The organism is Pseudonocardia hispaniensis (assembly GCF_042658695.1).
GTDB classification, from domain to species: Bacteria; Actinomycetota; Actinomycetes; order Mycobacteriales; family Pseudonocardiaceae; genus Pseudonocardia; species Pseudonocardia hispaniensis.
This window is the reverse complement of record NZ_JBHSQW010000031.1, coordinates 217,825-238,181: the sequence shown is the minus strand read 5'-3', so window position 1 is coordinate 238,181 and position 20,357 is coordinate 217,825. Positions and strand designations below refer to the sequence as shown.

The 20,357-nt window shown below is 72.5% G+C and carries 22 protein-coding genes; 8 read left to right on the top strand and 14 right to left on the bottom strand.

The window, feature by feature from the left end; all coding sequences use genetic code 11:
* Positions 1 to 229, bottom strand: a 229-nt coding sequence (locus ACFQE5_RS15345) for an enoyl-CoA hydratase-related protein (protein ID WP_379585672.1), incomplete at its 3' end; no start/stop codon positions are given.
* 42 nt (positions 230 to 271) lie between these two features.
* Positions 272 to 805 carry a DUF1707 SHOCT-like domain-containing protein gene (locus ACFQE5_RS15340; protein ID WP_379585670.1) on the bottom strand — a complete coding sequence of 178 codons (534 nt, stop codon included), beginning with the start codon at positions 803 to 805 and terminating at the stop codon, positions 272 to 274.
* 129 nt (positions 806 to 934) lie between these two features.
* Between ACFQE5_RS15340 and pruA the strand changes: the two genes are divergently transcribed.
* Positions 935 to 2,566, top strand: a complete 1,632-nt coding sequence (pruA, locus tag ACFQE5_RS15335) for an L-glutamate gamma-semialdehyde dehydrogenase (RefSeq protein WP_379585723.1) — start codon at positions 935 to 937, stop codon at positions 2,564 to 2,566.
* A 5-nt stretch (positions 2,567 to 2,571) separates the two neighbouring features.
* Here the strand turns inward: pruA and ACFQE5_RS15330 are convergent, their stop codons facing one another.
* The 4 genes from ACFQE5_RS15330 to aroA all read right to left on the bottom strand — a co-directional run bounded on the left by ACFQE5_RS15330 (position 2,572) and on the right by aroA (position 7,250).
* Positions 2,572 to 4,041, bottom strand: a complete 1,470-nt coding sequence (locus tag ACFQE5_RS15330; RefSeq protein WP_379585669.1) for a protein kinase domain-containing protein — start codon at positions 4,039 to 4,041, stop codon at positions 2,572 to 2,574.
* On the bottom strand, positions 4,038 to 4,850 hold the full coding sequence (locus ACFQE5_RS15325) for a hypothetical protein (protein WP_379585668.1): 813 nt from the start codon (positions 4,848 to 4,850) through the stop codon (positions 4,038 to 4,040). Before ACFQE5_RS15325 ends, ACFQE5_RS15330 begins: the two co-directional genes overlap by 4 nt.
* A 50-nt stretch (positions 4,851 to 4,900) precedes the next feature.
* On the bottom strand, positions 4,901 to 5,896 hold the full coding sequence (rsgA, locus tag ACFQE5_RS15320) for a ribosome small subunit-dependent GTPase A (protein WP_379585667.1): 996 nt from the start codon (positions 5,894 to 5,896) through the stop codon (positions 4,901 to 4,903).
* Positions 5,897 to 5,963: 67 nt separating this feature from the next.
* Entirely contained in the window at positions 5,964 to 7,250 is a 1,287-nt protein-coding gene (gene aroA / locus ACFQE5_RS15315) for a 3-phosphoshikimate 1-carboxyvinyltransferase (RefSeq protein WP_379585666.1), read from the bottom strand.
* A 37-nt stretch (positions 7,251 to 7,287) separates the two neighbouring features.
* On the opposite strand from aroA, the gene ACFQE5_RS15310 reads away from it, so the two are divergent.
* Together ACFQE5_RS15310 and ACFQE5_RS15305 are read left to right on the top strand one after the other, a co-directional pair.
* Complete coding sequence (locus ACFQE5_RS15310; protein ID WP_379585720.1) at positions 7,288 to 8,100, top strand: SOS response-associated peptidase; 813 nt, start codon at positions 7,288 to 7,290, stop codon at positions 8,098 to 8,100.
* Positions 8,097 to 8,741, top strand: a complete 645-nt coding sequence (locus tag ACFQE5_RS15305) for an alpha/beta hydrolase family protein (RefSeq protein WP_379585665.1) — start codon at positions 8,097 to 8,099, stop codon at positions 8,739 to 8,741. The genes ACFQE5_RS15310 and ACFQE5_RS15305 overlap by 4 nt, the downstream gene beginning before the upstream one ends.
* Here ACFQE5_RS15305 and ybaK read toward each other — a convergent pair.
* Entirely contained in the window at positions 8,713 to 9,204 is a 492-nt protein-coding gene (ybaK, locus tag ACFQE5_RS15300) for a Cys-tRNA(Pro) deacylase (RefSeq protein WP_379585663.1), read from the bottom strand. The genes ACFQE5_RS15305 and ybaK overlap by 29 nt on opposite strands.
* A gap of 257 nt (positions 9,205 to 9,461) precedes the next feature.
* Here ybaK and ACFQE5_RS15295 point away from each other — a divergent pair, with 257 nt between their 5' ends.
* Positions 9,462 to 10,154 carry a sigma-70 family RNA polymerase sigma factor gene (locus tag ACFQE5_RS15295; protein WP_379585662.1) on the top strand — a complete coding sequence of 231 codons (693 nt, stop codon included), beginning with the start codon at positions 9,462 to 9,464 and terminating at the stop codon, positions 10,152 to 10,154.
* A 58-nt stretch (positions 10,155 to 10,212) separates the two neighbouring features.
* Positions 10,213 to 10,551, top strand: a complete 339-nt coding sequence (gene rsrA, locus ACFQE5_RS15290) for a mycothiol system anti-sigma-R factor (protein ID WP_379585661.1) — start codon at positions 10,213 to 10,215, stop codon at positions 10,549 to 10,551.
* Between the two features lie 40 nt (positions 10,552 to 10,591).
* Here rsrA and ACFQE5_RS15285 read toward each other — a convergent pair whose 3' ends face one another.
* On the bottom strand, positions 10,592 to 10,666 hold the full coding sequence (locus ACFQE5_RS15285) for a 50S ribosomal protein bL37 (RefSeq protein WP_147201326.1): 75 nt from the start codon (positions 10,664 to 10,666) through the stop codon (positions 10,592 to 10,594).
* Between the two features lie 108 nt (positions 10,667 to 10,774).
* Between ACFQE5_RS15285 and ACFQE5_RS15280 the strand changes: the two genes are divergently transcribed.
* Positions 10,775 to 12,301 carry a sensor histidine kinase gene (locus ACFQE5_RS15280; protein WP_379585659.1) on the top strand — a complete coding sequence of 509 codons (1,527 nt, stop codon included), beginning with the start codon at positions 10,775 to 10,777 and terminating at the stop codon, positions 12,299 to 12,301.
* Positions 12,302 to 12,510: 209 nt separating this feature from the next.
* Here ACFQE5_RS15280 and ACFQE5_RS15275 read toward each other — a convergent pair whose 3' ends face one another.
* Positions 12,511 to 12,762 carry a WhiB family transcriptional regulator gene (locus tag ACFQE5_RS15275; RefSeq protein WP_379585658.1) on the bottom strand — a complete coding sequence of 84 codons (252 nt, stop codon included), beginning with the start codon at positions 12,760 to 12,762 and terminating at the stop codon, positions 12,511 to 12,513.
* 419 nt (positions 12,763 to 13,181) lie between these two features.
* Positions 13,182 to 14,120, bottom strand: a complete 939-nt coding sequence (locus ACFQE5_RS15270; RefSeq protein ID WP_379585656.1) for a diacylglycerol/lipid kinase family protein — start codon at positions 14,118 to 14,120, stop codon at positions 13,182 to 13,184.
* A 33-nt stretch (positions 14,121 to 14,153) separates the two neighbouring features.
* Between ACFQE5_RS15270 and ACFQE5_RS15265 the strand changes: the two genes are divergently transcribed.
* A complete protein-coding gene (locus tag ACFQE5_RS15265) occupies positions 14,154 to 14,603 on the top strand; it encodes a hypothetical protein (protein ID WP_379585654.1) in 450 nt (149 codons plus the stop codon).
* Here ACFQE5_RS15265 and ACFQE5_RS15260 read toward each other — a convergent pair.
* The 3 genes from ACFQE5_RS15260 to ACFQE5_RS15250 all read right to left on the bottom strand — a co-directional run bounded on the left by ACFQE5_RS15260 (position 14,530) and on the right by ACFQE5_RS15250 (position 16,803).
* Positions 14,530 to 15,048 carry a GNAT family N-acetyltransferase gene (locus ACFQE5_RS15260; RefSeq protein ID WP_379585718.1) on the bottom strand — a complete coding sequence of 173 codons (519 nt, stop codon included), beginning with the start codon at positions 15,046 to 15,048 and terminating at the stop codon, positions 14,530 to 14,532. The two genes, ACFQE5_RS15265 and ACFQE5_RS15260, sit on opposite strands and share 74 nt — an antisense overlap.
* 63 nt (positions 15,049 to 15,111) lie before the next feature.
* Positions 15,112 to 15,726, bottom strand: a complete 615-nt coding sequence (locus ACFQE5_RS15255) for an acid phosphatase (RefSeq protein ID WP_379585716.1) — start codon at positions 15,724 to 15,726, stop codon at positions 15,112 to 15,114.
* Between the two features lie 57 nt (positions 15,727 to 15,783).
* Positions 15,784 to 16,803 (bottom strand): cation diffusion facilitator family transporter, encoded by a 1,020-nt coding sequence (locus ACFQE5_RS15250; RefSeq protein ID WP_379585652.1) that lies wholly within the window; start codon positions 16,801 to 16,803, stop codon positions 15,784 to 15,786.
* 41 nt (positions 16,804 to 16,844) lie between these two features.
* On the opposite strand from ACFQE5_RS15250, the gene ACFQE5_RS15245 reads away from it, so the two are divergent.
* Entirely contained in the window at positions 16,845 to 17,201 is a 357-nt protein-coding gene (locus ACFQE5_RS15245) for an ArsR/SmtB family transcription factor (RefSeq protein ID WP_379585651.1), read from the top strand.
* Between the two features lie 84 nt (positions 17,202 to 17,285).
* Here ACFQE5_RS15245 and secA read toward each other — a convergent pair whose 3' ends face one another.
* Complete coding sequence (gene secA / locus ACFQE5_RS15240) at positions 17,286 to 20,231, bottom strand: preprotein translocase subunit SecA (RefSeq protein ID WP_379585650.1); 2,946 nt, start codon at positions 20,229 to 20,231, stop codon at positions 17,286 to 17,288.
* Between the last annotated feature and the right edge of the window lie 126 nt (positions 20,232 to 20,357).

Here is a 20,357-nt window from a genome sequence, read left to right as displayed (position 1 = left end):
GCCACGACAGCCGCTCGCCGCGCGCCATCGCCCGGAAGGCCTCGAAATCGAGTCCGGCGCAGAAGTCGGGGCCCTCCCCGGAGAGCACGACGGCGCGCACCGACGGATCGGCCGCGAGCGCCTCCCCGGTCGTCACCAGCGCCGCGAACATCGCCGGGTCCAGGGCGTTGCGCTTGTCCGGTCTGGCCAGCCGCACGTCGGCCACACCGTCGTTCATGGTGACGGTCACCCGTTCCTCGCCCACCAGGGCCCCCCTCTCGCTCGTTCGCGTTCAGCGATCGTCCGAACCGTGCCGGCCGTGCCGGCCCCCGTGCAGCCCCCGGCGCTCGTCTCCCGGCGCCGGGCCTGCCTGCTGATCCCGGTCGCCGCGCCGATCATTGCCGTAGACCAGGCCGCCCACGAGCGGGATGAGCAGGAAGAACAGCCACGCATGCTGGATCACCCCGTTGAGCGAGAAGAACAGCAGCAGCGCGACGACCGGGGTGACCGCCACGATTCGCGGCCCCCAGCCGTGGAACGCGCGCCGCTCCGGCCCGACCTGCCGCGACGCCGGTGCGGCCGCGGCGGCCGGTGCGACCGCGGCGCCGGGCAGTATCGGATGGGGCTCAGGCAGATCGACGAACAGGGCCGAGAGATCACTCGCCACCGTCGCGTTGGCGGCAACGGCCGATCGGTCGGCGTACTCCTCGACGCCGAGCCTGCCCGCTGCCAGATGGTCATCGAGTGCCTTCCTGGCCGACTCCCGCTCGGCGTTGCCGATGCGCAGCGGCGGCGGACCCCCGCCCTCGGTCTCCCCCGTGGTCATGCGAAGAAGCTTGCCATCGGCCGCCGTGGCATGGACAACCCCGGGCCGCGCAGGAGATGGCATCGGACCTGGTTGAGGGCCACTCTGGTGATACGACCCGCTACCCGTGGGAGGGACCCGATGGCCGACCTGACCGCCGTCACCGACGTTCCGTCGCCGCGCAACGAACCCGTACGCGGCTACGCCCCCGCAAGCCCCGAGCGCGCGCGTCTGTTACGCCGCATCGGGGAACTCGCCGCCGAACGGCACGAGCTGACCTGCACGATCGGCGGGAAGCGACGGATGGCCGGCGGCGACCCGATCGACGTCGTGCAGCCGCACCGCAGACACGCCCGGCTCGGGGTCAGCGCGCAGGCCACCGCGCTCGACGTCGCCGACGCGGTGGACGCCGCCCGCTCCGCCGCCCCCGGCTGGCGCGGCCTGCCGTTCGACGAACGCGCCGCGGTGTTCCTGCGCGCGGCCGACCTGCTGGCCGGGTCGTGGCGCGACACCCTCAACGCCGCGACCATCCTCGGCCAGTCCAAGTCCGTGCAGCAGGCGGAGATCGACGCGGCCTGCGAGCTGATCGACTTCTGGCGGTGGAACGTGCACTACGCACGACGGCTGCTGGCCGAGCAGCCGGAGTCCGGCCCGGGGGTGTGGAACCGGTTCGACCACCGCCCGCTGGAGGGTTTCGTCCTCGCGATCACCCCGTTCAACTTCACCGCGATCGCGGGCAACCTGCCCACCGCGCCCGCGCTGATGGGCAACACGGTGATGTGGAAGCCCAGCCCCACCCAGACGCTCGCCGCCTGGTACACGATGCGGCTGCTGGAGGCGGCCGGACTGCCTCCCGGAGTGATCAACATGGTGACGGGTGACGGCGCGGCCGTCTCCGAGGTCGCGCTGCGCTCACCGGACCTGGCCGGGGTGCACTTCACCGGGTCCACCCGGACGTTCCGGCACCTGTGGCGCACGGTGGGCGAGAACCTCGAGCACTACCACGGCTACCCACGGCTGGTGGGTGAGACCGGCGGCAAGGACTTCGTCGTCGTGCATCCCAGCGCCGAACAGGCCGCGGTGGTCACCGCCCTGGTCCGGGGCGCGTTCGAGTACCAGGGGCAGAAGTGCTCGGCCGCGGCCCGGGCGTTCGTCCCGGCCTCGCGCTGGCACGGCGGGCTGCGCGAGGCACTCGCCGACACGACCCGCTCGATCTCCTACGGCGACGTCACCGACTTCAGCCACTTCGGCGGCGCCGTCATCGACGCACGCGCCTTCGACCGGCTCGCCACCGCGCTGGACAAGGCGCGAGGGGAACTCGACGTCCTGGCCGGCGGCGGATGCGACGACACCGAGGGCTGGTTCGTCGAGCCCACCGTGCTGGTCGGCGACGACCCGACGCACGAGGTGTTCACCACCGAGCTGTTCGGGCCGGTGCTCGCCGTGCACGTCTGGAACGATGCGGTGCCCGGCGAGTACGAACGGGTCCTGCGGATCGTCGACACCGCGACCCCGTACGCGCTGACCGGCTCGGTGTTCGCCACCGACCGGGCCGCGATCGACATCGCGCACCGGGAGCTGCGCTTCGCCGCGGGCAACTTCTACGTCAACGACAAACCGACCGGCGCCGTCGTCGGGCAACAGCCGTTCGGCGGTGCCCGGGCCTCGGGGACCAACGACAAAGCGGGCTCCATCTACAACCTGCAGCGCTGGACCAGCCCCCGTTCCATCAAGGAGACGTTCGTGCCGCCGACCGACCACGCCTACCCGCACATGGGCTGAGGCGGTCAGAAGAACTGGTAGCCCGACTTGGACATCGAGAACCCGTGCCCGCTGGCCCCGACCCGGCACTCCACGCCGGTGCTGCGGCTCGTGCAGGTCACGTCGCCGACGCGCAGCGAGCGGCCGTAGTCGAGGATCGGCCCGGTGCCGAACACGGTGTCGCCGTGGCAGACGAACTCGGCCCGGTCGCTGCCGGTGACCGACAGCGAGTCGCCCCAGGCCAGCGGGCAGTCGTCGGGTCGTGGCGGGACCCGGTCGGGATCCCAGTCGCTGTCCGCGATGTCGCAGCGCGCCGAGTTCGGCCCGACGTAACACGCGATGTTGTTGCTCGGGGTGCTGAACCCGGTCGCGGCGGAAGCCACCTGAACATCCACGGGTGCCGTCGTGCCGGGGGCGCCGGCCGGGGTCGGGGCCGCGGTCGCGCCCGTCGGGGCGGCCGGGGCGGTCGGGGACGGCGCGGCCCACGTCGGGACCTCGGTCCCCAGCGGTGAACCGGACCCGCGCAGCAGCCACACCCCGAGGCCGACCAACACCGCCAGCGCGGTGACCACCCCGGCCGCCAGCGCCGCCCGACGCCACCGCGGATCCGGGCCACGCCCGCGAACCGGCGGCGCGGCGGCGCGGGTGGGCGGCGCGGCGACGAGCGTCGGCGTCGGCCGGCGGGTCCGCGGCCGGCCCGCCGGTCCATGGCCGACCAGCGCGTCGCGCAGCTGCTCCGGTGCGGGCCGACAGCTCGGGTCGCGATCGAGACAGGCGGCGATGATCGGGGCGAGCGGGGCGGGCGCCCCGCTCAGATCGGGTTCGACGTGCAGCGCCCGGAAGAGCAGCGACGCCGCGTCCCCCTCCCCGAACGGTCCCCGCCCGGTCGCCGCGAACAGCAGCACCACACCGAGCGCGAAGACGTCCGAGGCCGGCCCGGAGTGGCCGTGTGCGAGCTGCTCGGGGGCGATATAGCCCGGGCTCCCGACGATCGCGCCGGTGCGGGTCAGCACGGTCGCGTCGGCGGCCCGCGCGATCCCGAAGTCGATCACTCGGGGCCCGTCGGGGGCCAGCAGGACGTTCCCGGGCTTCAGATCGCGGTGCACCACACCGGCGTCGTGGATCGCCACCAGCGCCTCGGCCAGCCCGATCCCGAGCCGGCGCAGCGCGTCCGCCGCCATCGGGCCCCGCTGCGCGACGGCCTCCCGCAGCGACGGCGCCGCCACGTACTCGGTGGCCAGCCAGGGCGACGCCGCCTCCGGGTCGGCGCCGAGCACGGCCGCCGTGCGGGCGCTGCGCACCCGCGAGGCCGCCGCGACCTCCTGGCGGAACCGGGCCCGGAACTCCAGGTCACCGGCCAGGTCGGCGCGGATGACCTTGACGGCGGCGAGCGTCCCGTCGTGGGAGCGGCCGAGGTAGACCCGGCCCATGCCGCCCTCGCCGATTCGGCGCAGGATCGCGAACGGCCCGACCGTTCGGGGATCGGAGCCGGTCACCGGGTCCGGCCCGGCGGTGGTGCCGCGATCTGCACCGGGCGGCCCCAGTCCCGGTACCGGCTGGTCAAGGTCAGCGTGCCGACCCCGGGCAGCTCCTGGCGGGTGTGGCTGCCCACCGGGCGGTTGGCCGCGTCCACCCACAGGGTGGAGGTGATCCGGGTGAACCCGGCGCGCACCTGCTGCTCCAGCTGGACCCGCAGGGCCGGATCGGGCTCCAGCACGGCGGCCCGTGCCAGGTCGACGACGAGCTCGTACCGAACCGCCGCGATCCCGTCGACGACGTCGTCAGCGGCATCGGCGACGAGAGTCGCGTCCGCGTAGCGGACCAGGTTGGCGGTGGGGTCACCGCTGTCGGCGATGGCGTCGGCGAGGATCGCGCGCCGACGGTCGGCCGAATCGGCGGACCCGGCGTCGACCAGGACCCACGGCGGGCCGGATTCCGCGTGGCGCTGGTAGACCTGCCCGGGTACGACCAGGAACTCGGTCTGCACCGGCGGAGCCCCCGGCCGACGCACGGACTGGGTGAACTGCGCGGACACGCCGTCCCCGGCCAGCCGGATCACCCCGTCGCCGCTGACCTGGGTCGCCGCGGGCTGCCCGGCGATCTCCCCGCGCACACTCAGCCGGGCGGTCCGGTACATGCCCAGCCGTTCGCTGATCGCGGCGGACAGCTGCGCGACGTCGTAGTAGCGGGGCAGCGCGGTCGTGGGCTCGGCGCTGTCGACGTCCCGGGAGACGCAGCCGGTGAGCAGCACGCCCAGCACCAGCAGCACCGACCACCACCCCGGCCGCCGTCCCGCGCCGCCCATCGCCTCGTGCCTCCCGTCACCAGGGGTCAGCACACGCTATCCGGTGACGCTCAGCGCAGTGCCACCAGCACTCTGCGCAGCGCCGCCAGCCTTCCGGGCCGCAGTTCGCCCCGTTCGACCAGCGAGTCGAGGGCGCATTCGGGGTCCGCCGGCGGACCGAGGTGCCCGCAACCGCGCGGGCAGTCCTCGATAGCCGCGGCGAGGTCGTCGAAGGCCGCGGGGATGTCGTCCGGGGTGACGTGGGCGAGCCCGAAGGACCGCACTCCCGGGGTGTCGACGACCCAGCCGAGCCCATCGGGTAGCGGCAGCGCGATCGCCGCGCTGGTGGTGTGGCGGCCCCGGCCGACCGCCGATACCGCGCCGACGGCCCGATCGGCGTCCGGGACCAGGGTGTTGACCAGCGTGGACTTGCCCACTCCCGAATGCCCGACGAGCGCGGACACCCGGCCCGCGAGCAGCGCGGCCAGCTCGGTGGGCGGCCGGTCGCGGCGGGTGACCACCACGGGGACCTCCAGCTCGGCGTACTGCTGGGCAAACGGCTCGGGGTCGGCGAGATCGGACTTGGTCAGGCACAGCACCGGGCCCAGCCCACCGGCGAACGCCGCCACCAGACAGCGGTCGACGAGCCCGGACCGCGGCGGCGGATCGGCCAGTGCGGCGACGATCACGAGCTGTTCGGCGTTCGCCACGATGATGCGCTCGAAGGGATCGGTGTCGTCGGCGGTTCGGCGCAGCACGGTGCGCCGCGTCTCGACCCGAACGATCCGCGCCAGCGTGTCCGGTTCCCCGGTGAGGTCGCCGACCAGCCCCACCCGGTCCCCGACGACGACCGGGGTGCGGCCCAGCTCGCGAGCGCGCATCGCGACGACCGTCGGCTGGTCCGCGTCTCCCCCGAGCGCGCAGGTCCAGCGCCCGCGATCGACCGCGATGACCATCGCCTCGGCGGCGTCGGCATGGTCGGGGCGGCGCTTGCTGCGCGGCCGCGAGCCACGGCCCGGCCGGATCCGGACATCGGACTCGTCGTAGTCCCGGACGCGCGCTCTCAACCGCGTGCCTCGCCGGGTCCGGGTCGGCCGCGGACCGGCGGATCCAGGTGTCGGGTCGCCGGCCGGCTCACGAGACCAGCGCCGACCAGCTGCCCGGGAAGTCCGGGAACGTCTTGGTCGTCGAGGCGATGTCGTCGACGAACACCCCTGCCACCACGAGTCCCACCAGTGCTCCTGCGGTCGCCATCCGGTGATCGGCGTAGGCCCGCCACGGCCGGTCGGACCGCCCGCGCAGCGGGCGCGGCCGAATCTCCAGCCCGTCCGGGGTCTCGGTGACGTCGCCACCCAGCGCGGTGATCTCCGTGGCCAGCGCCGCGAGCCGGTCGGTCTCGTGCCCGCGCAGATGCGCGATGCCGCGCAGCCGCGATCGCGTGCGGGCGAGGGCGGCAACGGCCGCCACGGTCGGCGTGAGCTCGCCGACATCGTGCAGGTCGACGTCGACGCCGTCGAGGGCGTCCGGACCGGTCACGCTCATCCCGTCCGGGCCCGGCTCGATCGAGCAGCCGAACTCGCCGAGCACCGGCAGGATCGCCGCCCCGGGCTGGGTGGAGTGCTGCGGCCAACCCGCGACGGTGACCCGGCCGCCGGTGACAGCCGCCGCGGCCAGGAACACCGAGGCGTTGGACAGGTCCGGTTCGACCGACCAGTCGCGGGCCGCGATGGTCCCGGGAGACACCCGCCAGGTGTCGGGCTCGGCGTCGTCGACCACGACACCCGCCTCGCGCAGCATCGCCACCGTCATGTCGATATGCGGCAGGGAGGGTACCGGTCCGCCGTCGTGGCACACCGTCACACCCTTGTCGTACCGCACTCCCGACAGCAGCAGCCCCGACACGAACTGCGACGACGCCGACGCGTCGATCACCACCTCACCGCCCGGCAGTCCCCCGGCACCGCGCAGGACGAAGGGCAGCGAACGCACCGACGGATCGCCGGTCGGCCCCTCGACCGCCGCACCGAGGCGGCGCAGCGCGTCCAGCACGGTCCCCATCGGGCGTTCCCGGGCGCGCGGGTCACCGTCGAACCGCACCGGACCGTCGGCGAGCGCGGCGGCGGGCGGGACGAACCGCATCACGGTCCCCGCCAGACCGCAGTCGACGGTGCCGCCGCGCAGCCCGTCGTACCTCCCGATCGTCACGTGCTCGCCGGCGACCTGCACCGGCACGCCCATCGCGCGCAACGCGTCGATCATCAGCGCCGTGTCCCGGGTCGCGGGCGCACCGGCGACCGACGCCGGACCACCGGACAGCGCGGCCAGCAGCAGCGCCCGGTTGGTCACCGACTTCGAGCCGGGTACGACGACGCGACCGCGCACCGGGCCGGTGACATGCGGGGCGGGCCAGGGAGTGCGCACGTCCTCATCCTTCCATTACCGTGGAACCATGGGTGGCATGTGCGGCCGCTACGCCTCCACCAAGGTCCCCGCCGATCTGGCCGACGAGTTCCGGGCCATCGACGCCACCGAAGGCGAAGGCAGGCCCGACTTCAACGTCGCGCCCACCAAACACGTCTACACGATCGTCGAGCGGCACCCGCGCGACGCCGACGGCGCCCCCGATCCGAGCACCACCGAGCGCACGCTCCGGCGGATGCGCTGGGGCCTGGTGCCGTCGTGGGCCAAGGACCCCGCGGTCGGCGCCCGCATGATCAACGCCCGCTCCGAGACGGCGGCCCAGAAGCCCGCCTTCCGCCGGGCCCTCGCCGCCCGGCGCTGCCTGTTCCCGGCCGACGGCTGGTTCGAATGGCAGCGCCGTGACACCAAGGCCGGCAAGACCAAGCAGCCCTACTTCACCCACTACCGCGACGGCAGCTCGATCGCGATGGCCGGGGTGTGGGAGTTCTGGCGGCCCAAGGACGACCCGGAGGGCGAGTACCCCGACGGTCTGATCACCGCCGCGGTGCTCACCACCGAGGCGGTCGGCCCACTCGCCCAGGTGCACGACCGGATGCCGCTGGTGCTGCCCCCGGACGCCTGGGCCGACTGGCTCGACCCCGACGCGGACGCGAGCGCCGTGTCGGTGGCCCGGTTGCTCGCGCCTCCCGCACCGGAACTCATCGCGCGGATGGAGCTGCGGCCGGTCTCCAGCCGGGTCAACAACGTGCGCAACAACGGCCCGGAGCTACTCGAGGCGTTGCCGCCGGACCAGGTCACCGAGCCGGTGCAGCTCGACCTGCTCAACTCCGGCGGTCCGACCCCCACATGAGCGACGGTCCGCAGGTCGTCCTGGAGGTTCCCACCCCGCACGGCCCGGCCAGGGTACGGCTGCATGCCGCGGACGGCCCCGCGCGTGGGCTGCTGCTGCTCGGACACGGCGCGGGCGGCGGCGTCGACGCTCCCGACCTGGTCGCGGCGACCGGCGCCGCACGCCGGGTCGGGCTGCACGTCGGGCTTGTCGAGCAGCCCTACCGGGTGGCGGGTCGGCGGGCCCCGGCCCCCGCCGGACAGTTGGACGCCTCCTGGCTGGCTGTGGTGGCGGCGGTGCGTCCGAACGGGTTCGCGGAGTTGCCGCTCGTGACCGGCGGCCGCAGCTCCGGAGCGCGGGTCGCCTGCCGGACCGCCGCCGCGGCCGGTGCCGTCGCCGTGCTGTGCCTCGCGTTCCCGGTGCATCCGCCGGGTAAGCCGGACAAGCACCGCCGCGCCGAACTCGACGGCGTCGCCGTGCCGGTGCTCGTCGTACAGGGCGAACGCGACGCGTTCGGCCGACCCGAACCCGCGCCGGGACGCGCGGTGGCGCTGCTGCCGGGCGACCACAGCCTCAAGGCGGATCCGGTGGGGGTGGGGCGCGCGGTCGGCGACTGGCTGGCGCGGCTGCCGCTCAGCCCCGTTCCCGCCCCGCAGCGGTGATCCGGGCGATCCGGGCGCCGGTCAGCCGGACCAGATCGGCGGGGTCGAGCTCCACCTCGAGGCCCCGCCGCCCGCCACTGCAGAACAAGGTGGGCAGGTCCCGCGCGGAGACGTCGAGCACCGTGGGTAGCCGGGTGCGCTGCCCCAGCGGCGAGATTCCACCCGCGACATAGCCGGTGGCGCGTTCGGCGACACCGACCTCAGCCATCCGGGCGCGCTTCCCGCCGACGGCCGCGGCGAGCGCCTTGAGGTCCAGCGAGCTCATGACCGGCAGGATCCCGACCGTCAGGGCCCCATCCACCTCGGCGACCAGTGTCTTGAACACCCGCGCGGGGTCCAGACCCAGCGCCTCGACCGCCTCGGGACCGTACGCCTGGCCGCCCTGGTGGACGTAGGTGTGCACGGTATGTGCGATCTTCTGTCTCGCCAGCAGCACGGTCGCCGGTGTGCCCTTGCCCGCCACGGCCGTGAGCCTAGGCCGTTGGGCCGGCCGGCCTGTCGCCGCGCGGCCCGGGCACTCGAGTGGGCGGGGCAACCGATGCAGCCGGGAATGATCTGCCGGTGCGAGACGTTGACGCAGCCGTGACCCACGGTGTAATGGAGGTCCCATTGACGCGCCGGGACCGGGGCAGACGCGTACCCTTGAGGCTGCAGCCGGTCGTCACGGCGGCGACCAGCCCCAAGGTGGTCGCGAGGATCGCCTCGCGTGAGAGGAGCGCGGTGCCCGCCACTCCGGCGACGCCAGGACCGGCCATATCCACCGAGCGTGAGCAGAACCCTGTCGAGAGCGGAACGACCGAGCGCGTGGACCGCGCCCCGGACGAGACGGCCGCCGAACGCGCCGCTCGTTTCGAGCGCGACGCGATGCCACTGCTCGACCAGCTCTATGGCGCCGCGCTACGGATGACCAGGAACCCGGCCGATGCCGAGGACCTGGTCCAGGAGACCTTCCTCCGGGCATACTCGGCATTCCATACCTTCCGCGACGGCACCAACCTCAAGGCATGGCTGTACCGGATCCTCACCAACACCTACATCAACGGCTACCGCAAGCGGCAACGCCAGCCGCAGCAGTCGCCGACCGACGAGATCACCGACTGGCAGCTCGCCCAGGCCAGCGAGCACACCTCGACCGGTCTGCGGTCGGCCGAGATGGAGGCCTTGGACAACCTGCCGGACACGGCGATCAAGGAGGCGCTCCAGCAGCTGCCCGAGGACTTCCGGATGGCCGTCTACCTGGCCGACGTCGAGGGCTTCGCCTACAAGGAGATCGCCGAGATCATGGGCACTCCGATCGGTACCGTGATGTCGCGGCTGCACCGCGGCCGCCGTCAGCTGCGGGAGATGCTCACCGAGACTGCGCGCGAACGCGGCTTCATTCGCGATGGCCGGCAGCAGGAGGTGGCCCGGTGAGCCGGTTCAACGCCGCCTGCGCCGTGCGATGTGCGGCCGTGCGATGTGGGGTGGCCCAGTGAGCGGCTGTGGCGACCACCACGATCCCGACTGCGCGGAGGTACTTGCCGAGGTGTGGCTGTTCCTCGACCACGAATGCGACGAGCGGCGACGAACCCTGCTGGCACAGCATCTCGAGGAATGCGGGCCGTGTCTGGCCGAGTACGGGATCGAGGAGAAGCTCAAGGCGCTGCTGGCCCGCAAGTGCGGCGGCGAGCACGCCCCGAGCGGGTTGAGGGCGCGGCTGCGCGAGCAGATTCGGCGCGCGGTGCTCGAGCAGGCCGAGGTGACGGTGGAGTCCGGCCCGTCCGGGACGACCGTCGAGGTGCGCACCATGCGGGTGGAACGCCGGGCCTGACGGAACGGGGCCGTGCCGCGGCATCGGCCCCGTCGCGACGTCAGCTGTTCGGCCGCTTGCCGTGGTTGGCGCTGCTCTTCTTGCGGTCGCGCTTCTTGCGAGCCCGGCGGGACATCGTGCCTCCTCATTGCGCTCATCTCATTGGATCCGGTCCAGTGTTCCACGTGGTTGGATAAGTCTTCCCAGCACCATGGGGCCCCTTCGGGAAGGTGGACGAGAGCGCGTGTCGACCCTCAGTGAGTTGCTCGCCGAGCACACCCAGCTGTCCGGTGGCGCGGTGGAGCACCTGCAGCGGGTGGCCGCCGAATGGCAACTGCTGGCCGACATGTCCTTCGCCGACTTCCTGCTGTGGATCCCGCTGCCCTGGAAGGCCGGGGCGGACCCGGGCGGCGGCGGTCCGGACGACGATCGGAGCGCACCGACCGAGTTTCTCTGCGTCGCCCAGGCCCGGCCGGACACCGCGCCCACCGCCTACCCCGAGGACGTCGTCGGCGAGCGGGTGGCCGCAACGGAGTACCCGCAGTTGCGTCGCGCCGCCGTGGAGGGCCGGATCTGTCGCGAGGAGGACCCGCGGTGGCATCTGGACGTGCCGGTGCGCCGTGAGACCATCCCGGTCCGGCACGGGGACGACGTGATCGCCGTGCTGTCGCGGGATACCAACCTGGCGATGCCACGGGTTCCCAGCCCGCTGGAGATCGCCTATCTCGGCAGCGCCTCGGACCTGTGCCAGATGGTCGCCGACGGCACGTTCCCGCAGAATCCGACGGTGACCGGCGCCGATACCAGCCCGCGGGCGGGCGACGGGCTGATCCGGCTCGACTCGCGGGGCCTGGTCGCCTACGCCAGCCCCAACGCGCTGTCGGCCTACCACCGGATGGGACACGCCAGTGATCTGGTCGGCCTGTCGCTGGCCGTCGCGACCCGCGAGCTCGTCCGGGACCCGTTCGACGCCGCCGACGTCGCCGCCCGCATTCAGGCGGCGCTGGAGGGGCGTCCGTCGCTGCGGCTGGAGATCCGGGCTCGGGGCGCGGTCATGCTGGTCCGTGCGCTGCCGCTGCGGCCCCGCGGGGACGCGGCTGGCGCCTTGGTGCTCGTCCGGGACGTCACCGATCTGCGGCGCCGCGACCTCGCCCTGATCAGCAAGGACGCAACGATCCGGGAGATCCACCACCGGGTCAAGAACAACCTGCAGACCGTGGCGGCGCTGCTGCGCCTTCAGGCCCGCCGCACCGCGATCCCGGAGGCCCGCCGGGCGCTCACCGAGAGCGTGCGCCGAGTGACGTCGATCGCCCTGGTACACGAGGCGCTGGCGTACTCCGTCGCCGAACAGGTCGATCTCGACGACCTCGTGGACACCGTGCTGCCCGCGATCGGGGACGGCGCGACCGCCGAGGTGCGCGCCAAGGTCCTACGCGAGGGCAGCTTCGGCACCCTGTCGGCCAGGCTCGCGACGCCACTGGTCCTGGTGCTCACCGAACTGGTGCACAACGCGCTGGCCCACGCCTACAGCCCGGGGGAGACCGGTGAGGTGGTGGTGTCGGCCCGACGATCGGCCGGGCGGCTCGATGTGCTCGTGGCCGACGATGGCCGGGGGCTGCCCGAGGGGTTCGATCCCGACGCCGCCGATGGGCTCGGCCTGCAGATCGTCCGCACGCTGCTCGACTCCGAACTCGAATCGGAGTTGCAGCTCAGGCCCCGGCCGGAGGGCGGTACGGAGGCCGTCATCAGCATCCCGATCGTGGGGAGATAACCTCACGTTCGTGACCGTTGTCCTCGGTACCGTGGTCGCGCCGGTGTTGCGGCCGATGGTCTCCGCCAGGAGCGCCGGATCCGTTCCCGGATCTGTTGACAGCGCCCGGCGACACACCGCGGGCCCGAAGCCGGTGGCGTCCGGCGTTCGGGCCCGCGGTGGGTGAGGGGAGCTTGTGGGCTCGCTTCGGTCGCGGAGCCTGCTGTTCCTCAGGCCGTCCGAGCGCGAGTGCGTGCACCGCGGCGCTTCAGCGCCCGGCGCTCGTCCTCGCTCATACCGCCCCAGACGCCCGCGTCCTGGCCGCTCTCGAGGGCCCAGGTGAGGCACTCGGTGACCACGGGGCAGCGTCGGCAGACGGACTTGGCCTCGGCGATCTGCAGCAGCGCAGGCCCGCTGGTCCCCACGGGGAAGAACAGCTCCGGGTCCTCGTCGCGGCATACAGCGCGGTGGCGCCAATCCATGATTGCTCTGCTCCTTGTATTGCGCGATCGGGGTCGCGCCGATCGTCTGTCACGGTGTTTCCGCGCTTGTGAATGCTTTCACGAGCGCGGCACGTCTTCAAGGGACGAGGTCTTCGACGGTGATGATCCTCACCACTCACCGCGACGAGAAACGACACGATCGGTTGTCGATCGGCCGCCTCGTCACGAAGAGCGAGCAGCCTCGGCCCCCGGTCTACCGCTGGTCGGTACCCGAACAACGGCAGACCATGCGAGAAACTTCCTCGCAGTCTTGCGATGTGCGCGGCATCTACCTTGAAGGACTGTCTGACCTGGTGCGAGCCCCGTTCGGCTCGACGGTCCGATGGCAGCGGTGAATGGACTGAAGGATTCAGCCTAACGGGTGGACAGCACTGCCTGGCTGCGACGAGCTGACCCTCTCATACGACGACGCGCAGCGCGTTCGGCACGGCCACGAACTCGACCTCGCTCCGTTCGCCCAGGTGGTCACCGTCGACCTGGAGGGCTCGCGGCTCGTCCGTACGAACCCGCACCCAGGCGACGGCGTCGTGCCGCGCGACGTGCCGGCCGCGCGGATCGCCGTTGGCCCGCAGGACCTGCCCCAGCACCGGCGCGATCGTCGGCAGACCGAGATTGCGCAGGGCGAACAGCGCCAACCCGGCAGCGAAGGAAGCCCCGGGGTTGGTCCGCACGGCCCGCCCGCTCAGGTACGTCCACGGGTCGGTGTTGCTGACCAACGCGAGCCGCACGTCGGAGAGCGGCTCGGCGTCCGGGATGGTGACGGTCATCGCCGGGGGATTGCGGCGCTGACGCACGTACTGGCGGACCGCAGTTCCGGCATAGCGCAGCGGAGTCGCCTCCCGGCCCTTCGCGCGGGCCCGCTCGACGGCGGCGACGACGTCGGCGTCCCAGCCGAGTCCCGCGTTGAAGGTGAACCACCGGTCGTCGGCGCGACCGAGCCCCACCAGCCTGCTGCGCTTCGCCTCCAGCGCGGCCAGAATCGCCGCCGTGGCCTCGAGCGGGTCGCGCGGCAGCCCCAACGCCCTGGCGAAGACGTTGGCCGAACCGCCGGGTACGACGGCCAGCGCGGGCGCCTCCCACGGATTGTCCGGCGCACGACCGTCACCGGCGACCAACAGGCCGTTGACGACCTCGTTGACGGTGCCGTCGCCGCCGAGCGCCACCACGAGTTCCACGCCCTCGTCGACCGCCTGAGCGGTGGCCTCGGCCGCGTGCCCGCGGTAGCGGGTCAGCAGCACATCCAGTTTGAGCTCGCTGGCCAGCGCGTGCGCCAGCACGTCACGTCCGGCCGGCGTGGTGGAGGTGGCCTGCGGGTTGACGACGAGCAGCGCACGCACGCCTCGCAGAGTAGCCCGCCTATCCTCGAGTCCGTGGAGTCCCGGGATACCTCCGATGGCGCGCAGCCCACACCGGTTCCGCCGCCGCAGATCAAGTGGGCCGGGCTGAGCGTCTGCGTGCAGGGGCTGGTGGGCATCGGGTTCGCGGTCGTGCTCGCGGTCCGCGCGGCGAACGCCAGCATGGGGCTGGGCAACACGCTCGGCGAGGCGGCGTACTTCCTGCTCCTCGGGGGGGCGCTCACCGCCGTGGGGGCCTGCCTCATCGTGGGGAAGCGCTGGGCACGGACCCCCGCGATCGTGGCGCAGCTGTTGCTGCTGCCCGTCGTCTACTCGCTGCTGGGGCCGTCCAAGCAGCTCGCCTGGGGAATCGTCACCGGAGCGCTCGTGATCTCGACGCTCCTGCTGCTGATCAGCGAGCGCTCGCGGGCGTGGTCGGTGGCGTTGCACGATCAGCACAGGCTGCCGGGCTCGTCGGGTGGCTGAGCGCGCCCAGCGCGTCACCGGTGAGCCGGAACGTCGTCCACTCCTCCCGGGGAACCGCCCCGAGCGAGCGGTAGAACCCGATCGCGGGCGCATTCCAGTCGAGCACCGACCACTCCAGCCGCGGATAGCCGCGCTCGGCGCAGATCGCGGCCAGTTCGGCCAGCAACGCCCGCCCGAGGCCCTGCCCGCGGTGGGCCGGGGTGACGTAGAGGTCCTCCAGCCAGATCCCGCGCACACCCTCCCAGGTCGAGAAGCTCAGGAACCACAGCGCATACCCGGCAACGACCCCGTCGACCTCCGCGACGTGGCCGAACACGGCGGGCGAGGGACCGGACAGGGCCGCTCGCAACTGCTCGACGGTGAGCCGGCAGGACTCGGGTTCACGCTCGTAGGCAGCCAGCTCGTGAACCAGCCCGACGACCGCCTCGAGGTCGTCCCCGCTCATCTCGCGCACCGGATTCGTCACCGGGCGAGTATCTCCCGCGCCCCGGGCGCACCGCCGTCCGCGCTATCCCGGGAGCACCGGGAGGATGTTGGCGTGGTCCAGCCGCGGCGCACCGCGCTCGCTGCCGAGCACGCTCCACGCTGCGGCGTCCATGGCCACGTGCACGCCCGCGCTCGCCGGCAGACCGATCCAGCGGGCCAGCAACACCCGGCTGAAGTGGCCGTGGCCGACCAGGATGACATCGCCGCGCGGCAACACGGCTCGCACCTCGGTGAGCACCGCGTCGGCGCGGGCGGTGACCTGCTGGGCTGTCTCGCCGCCCGGGGTCGGGTGGGACCAGATCGTCCAGCCGGGGTCGGTCCTGCGGATCTCGGGGGTGGTGCGGCCCTCGTACTCTCCGTAGTCCCACTCCGCGAGCCGGCCGTCGACCCGGTCGATGCGCAGCCCGGCGAGCTCGGCGGTCGTCCGCGCGCGGCGGCGCGGGCTGGTCAGCACCAGGGCGGGCGGCGACGCCGCCGAGCCGCGCAGCGCCCGTAGCACCGCGCCGGCAGCCCGGGCCAGCGCGCGGCCGCGTTCGGTGAGCGGAACGTCGGTGCGGCCGGTGTGCCGGCCCGTGGCTGACCATTCGGTCTCCCCGTGGCGCAGCAGAAATACCCGAGAGGTCCCGTCCACATCCATCACCGCACGTAACGTACCCCTGTGAGTGCGTAACAGTGTTCTAACACTGTTACGCACTCACAGGGGGGCGGGATGTGCGTGGATGGTCGCGGCCGTGAGCCGGGGCACCCCGCGGATGAGCGCGTCCTCGGCGTCGTGCGCGACCCGGTGAGCGTTCACCAGCGACAGGGTGTGTGAGACCCCCAGGGTCACCTCCGCGTGCAGTGCGTGGCCGACCCACCGCAGCCGCACCCGCTCCACCCCCTTGACCCCCTCGACGGACCCCAGCACGCCCGTGGCCCGCTCGACCAGCGCGGGGTCGACGGCATCCATCAGCCGGGCGAGCACCTGCCGGGCCGCACCGATCGTCACCGCGGCGATGGCGGCGGTGATCAGCAACCCGACGACGGGGTCGGCCCAACGCCAGCCCAGCGCGGCACCGCCGGCGGACAGCAGCACGGCCAGCGAGGTCAGGGCATCGGTGCGAGCGTGCAGCCCATCGGCGACGAGCGCGGCCGACCCGATGCGTCTCCCCGTCCGGATCCGCACCTGGGCGGCGATCTCGTTGCCGAGGAAGCCGACGACGGCCGCGACGGCCACCGCCCCGATGTTGCGCATGTCCGCAGGTTCGGCCAGCCTGCGCAGCGACTCCACACCGGCCAGCACAGCCGATCCGATGATCACCAACACGACGACGATCCCGGCGACGTCCTCGGCGCGGCCATAGCCGTAGGTGAAGCGGCGGGTGGCGGGACGGCGGCCGAGCAGGAACGCGACGCCGACCGGGACGGCGGTCAGCGCGTCGGCGATGTTGTGCAACGTGTCCGACAGCAGCGCCACCGAGCCGGAGGCCACCGCCACCACGGCTTGGAAGGCGGCCGTGGCGCCGAGCAGGGCCAGCGAGACCCACAGCGCGCGCATCCCGGCCCGGGAGCTCTCCAACGCGGAGTCGATTCGCTCGGACGCGTCGTGGCTGTGCGGGACGAAGAGGTGGCGCAGCGCTCGCCACGGCCCGCCGCCGGGCACCTGCCCATGCCCGTGCCCCTGCCCATGCCCGTGCCCATGCCCATGCCCGTGCCCGTGATTCGCAGCGCGCATCACGCCTCCATCCCCGATCGCCGCGGGCATAATACGTGCTCATGTACGCACGCGACGACGGTGCAGGTGCCGAGATGTGGCAACGGCTGCCCGATCGCAGCCTCACCGAGGCCGCGGCCGAGTCGTTCCGGATGCTCGCCGACCCGACCCGGCTTCGAATCCTCTGGCTACTCTGCGGTGCCGAGTACGACGTCGGCACGCTCGCGGAAAGGACCGACGCCGCGCGCCCCGCGGTCTCCCAGCACCTGGCCAAACTGCGGATGACCGGACTGGTCCGCAGCCGCCGAGAGGGGCGCCGGGTGTACTACCGCGCCCGGGGCGGGCACGTGCGGCGGCTGCTGGGCGAGGCGATCGAGGCGGCCACCCATCACCTGTCGGGGCTGCCCGACCACGACTGACGGAGGTTCCGGGCGGTGCCGGCCGGTGCCGCGCGCCCGGCTATCCGCCAGGTCCGGCGCCGACCCGCTGGGCCGGCCGAACCGTCAGCGAGCGCGGCGGCGGGCCGCCTTCTGCGCCTGGCGCTGCTGGGCGCGACGTTCGCTTCGGTTGGGCTGGCCGGTCCGGCGCTGGCCTTCGGCACGGCCGCCCCGGGTGACCTCGCCGCCCTCCGCGGTCGGCCCGGTGTAGCGCAGGTCCTCCGGTGGACGGGCTCGGTACGCGGCGGGCAGCACCGAGGTGGTCTCGGCCGGATCCTCCTGCGGCACCGCGGGCCGGTCGTGCCTGCGGTTGCGGCCCTGCGGAGCCTGGGCCCCGGCTGCCGAGGGCACCGGCGCCTGCTGCGCAGCGGAGGCCGGTTGCGGCTCGCGCCGGGCGCCCACCGGCGTGCCCGGGGCCTCCCCGTTCACGGCGGCGGCACCGGCCGCGGCGGCCCGGGCCCTGCCGTCGTCGAGCTCGGCTGAAGGCTGCGGCTCGGCGACCTGCACCCGCACGTTGAACAGGTGACCGACCGTCTCCTCCTTGATGCCCTCGAGCATGGCGGAGAACATGTCGTACCCCTCGCGCTGGTACTCGATCAGCGGGTCGCGCTGCGCCATCGCCCGCAGCCCGATCCCCTCCTTGAGGTAGTCCATCTCGTAGAGGTGCTCGCGCCACTTGCGGTCCATCACCTGCAGCAGGACCTGACGTTCGAGTTCCCGCATACCACCCTGCGCGCCGATCATCTGGTCGATCTCGGCCTCGCGCGCGGCGTAGGCCCGCTCCGCGTCGGCCAGCACGGCCTCGACCACGCTCTCCCTGCTGAGGTCGACGTGGTCGGCGTCGTCGAGGCCGCCCTCGGCGAGGTCCTGCCAGCGGATCGAGATCGGATAGAGCGCACCCAGCGCCCGCCACAGCTTGTCGAGGTCCCAGTCCTCGGCGTAACCCTCGGCCGTGGCGCCCTGTACGTAGGCTTCGATGACGTCGGCGAGCATGTGCTGGATCTGCTGTTTGACGTCCTCACCCGCCAGCACCCGGCGCCGCTCGTCGTAGACGACGGTGCGTTGCTTGTTGAGCACCTCGTCGTACTTGAGGACGTTCTTGCGGATCTCGAAGTTCTGCTGCTCGACCTGCGTCTGCGCGGAGCGGATCGCCTTGGTCACCATGCCGGCCTCGATCGGCACGTCGTCCGGCAGGTTGAACCGGTTCATGATCGACTCAACCATGGCGCCGTTGAAGCGGCGCATCAGGTCGTCACCGAGGGAGAGGTAGAAGCGGGACTCCCCCGGGTCGCCCTGCCGGCCCGACCGACCGCGCAGCTGGTTGTCGATGCGCCGCGACTCGTGCCGCTCGGTGCCCAGCACGTACAGCCCGCCCGCGGCCCTGACCTCCTCGGCCTCGGCCGCCACCTGCTCCTTCATCTTCGCCAGTACGCCGTCCCAGGCGGCCTCGTACTCCTCGCGGGTCTCCACCGGGTCCAGCCCGCGGCGGCGCAGCTCGAGATCGGCGAGGAACTCGGGGTTGCCGCCCAGCATGATGTCGGTGCCGCGGCCCGCCATGTTCGTCGCGACGGTGACCGCACCCGCGTGCCCGGCCTGGGCAACGATCGCCGCCTCGCGCTCGTGGTACTTCGCGTTGAGCACCTCGTGCGGCACCTGGAGCTGCACGAGCAGCTTCGACAGGTACTCCGACTTCTCCACGCTCGTCGTACCGACCAGCACGGGCTGGCCCCTGCGGTGCTTCTCGGCGATGTCCGCGGCGACCGCGGCGAACTTCGCCGGCTCGGTCTTGTAGATCAGGTCGGCCTGGTCGATCCGGACCATCGGCCGGTTCGTCGGGATCGGCACCACGTTCATCTTGTAGATCTGGTGCAGCTCGGCCGCCTCGGTCTGGGCGGTGCCGGTCATCCCGGCGAGCTTGTCGTAGAGCCGGAAGTAGTTCTGCAGGGTGATGGTGGCCAGCGTCTGGTTCTCCGCTTGGACCTCCACGCCCTCCTTGGCCTCGATGGCCTGGTGCATGCCCTCGTTGTAGCGGCGCCCGGCCAGCACCCGGCCGGTGAACTCGTCGACGATGAGCACCTGCCCATCCCGGACGATGTAGTCCTTGTCCTTCTTGAACAGCTCCTTGGCCTTGATCGCGTTGTTCAGGTATCCGACCAGTGGGGTGTTCGCGGCCTCATAGAGGTTGTCGATGCCGAGCTGGTCCTCGACAAAGGCGACACCCTCCTCGGTGACGCCGATGGTGCGCTTGCGCTCGTCGACCTCGTAGTGGAGGTCCCGATCGAGCATGGGCGCCATGCGCGCGAACTCCTGATACCAGCGTGCGCTCTGCTCCGCCGGACCGGAGATGATCAGCGGCGTGCGGGCCTCGTCGATGAGGATCGAGTCGGCCTCGTCGACGATGGCGTAGTTGTGCCCGCGCTGCACCAGGTCGGCCGAGTTCCACGCCATGTTGTCACGCAGGTAGTCGAAGCCGAACTCGTTGTTCGTGCCGTACGTGATGTCGGCGGAGTACTGGACGCGCCGAACCGCGGGCGGCATCTCCGAGAGGATCACCCCCACGGACAGGTCGAGGAACCGGTGGATGCGGCCCATGTTCTCGGAGTCACGCCGGGCCAGATAGTCATTGACGGTGACGACGTGGACGCCCTTGCCCGAGATCGCGTTGAGATAGGCCGGGAACACCGAGGTGAGCGTCTTTCCCTCACCGGTCTTCATCTCGGCGACATTGCCCAGATGCAGCGCCGCGCCGCCCATGAGCTGGACCGGGAAGGCCCGCTGACCGAGCGTGCGGGTCGCGGCCTCGCGCACCACGGCGAACGCCTCGGGGAGCAGTTCGCCGAGGTCCTCACCCGCCGCGTGGCGCTCTCGGAACTCCTGCGTCTTGGCCCGCAGTTCGGCGTCGGACAGCGCCTGCGTCTCCGGCTCGAGCAGGTCGATGTGATCGGCGACCCTACCGAGTCGCTTCACCAGCTTCGTCTCACCGGCGCGGAGCAGACGGTTCAAGAACGACACTGGTTGACCTCATTCACGATCGCGGTCAGGGCACGAAGCTACCGGGCACGGGCAACCGTGCCACCCGACCCATGGTAGAGGCACCAGCGTCACGGGGTCCGTGGCCTCGGCGAGAGCGACCGGGAG

Excerpts from the sequence above, each read along its gene's own strand:
- ACFQE5_RS15275 (WP_379585658.1), bottom strand. The coding sequence starts at position 12,762 with ATGGATTGGCGCCACCGCGCTGTATGCCGCGACGAGGACCCGGAGCTG.
- ACFQE5_RS15305 (WP_379585665.1), top strand. The coding sequence starts at position 8,097 with ATGAGCGACGGTCCGCAGGTCGTCCTGGAGGTTCCCACCCCGCACGGC.
- ACFQE5_RS15340 (WP_379585670.1), bottom strand. The coding sequence starts at position 805 with ATGACCACGGGGGAGACCGAGGGCGGGGGTCCGCCGCCGCTGCGCATC.
- ACFQE5_RS15255 (WP_379585716.1), bottom strand. The coding sequence starts at position 15,726 with ATGGATGTGGACGGGACCTCTCGGGTATTTCTGCTGCGCCACGGGGAG.
- ACFQE5_RS15245 (WP_379585651.1), top strand. The coding sequence starts at position 16,845 with ATGTACGCACGCGACGACGGTGCAGGTGCCGAGATGTGGCAACGGCTG.
- ACFQE5_RS15260 (WP_379585718.1), bottom strand. The coding sequence starts at position 15,048 with ATGAGCGGGGACGACCTCGAGGCGGTCGTCGGGCTGGTTCACGAGCTG.
- ACFQE5_RS15250 (WP_379585652.1), bottom strand. The coding sequence starts at position 16,803 with ATGCGCGCTGCGAATCACGGGCACGGGCATGGGCATGGGCACGGGCAT.
- ACFQE5_RS15325 (WP_379585668.1), bottom strand. The coding sequence starts at position 4,850 with ATGGGCGGCGCGGGACGGCGGCCGGGGTGGTGGTCGGTGCTGCTGGTG.
- ACFQE5_RS15310 (WP_379585720.1), top strand. The coding sequence starts at position 7,288 with ATGTGCGGCCGCTACGCCTCCACCAAGGTCCCCGCCGATCTGGCCGAC.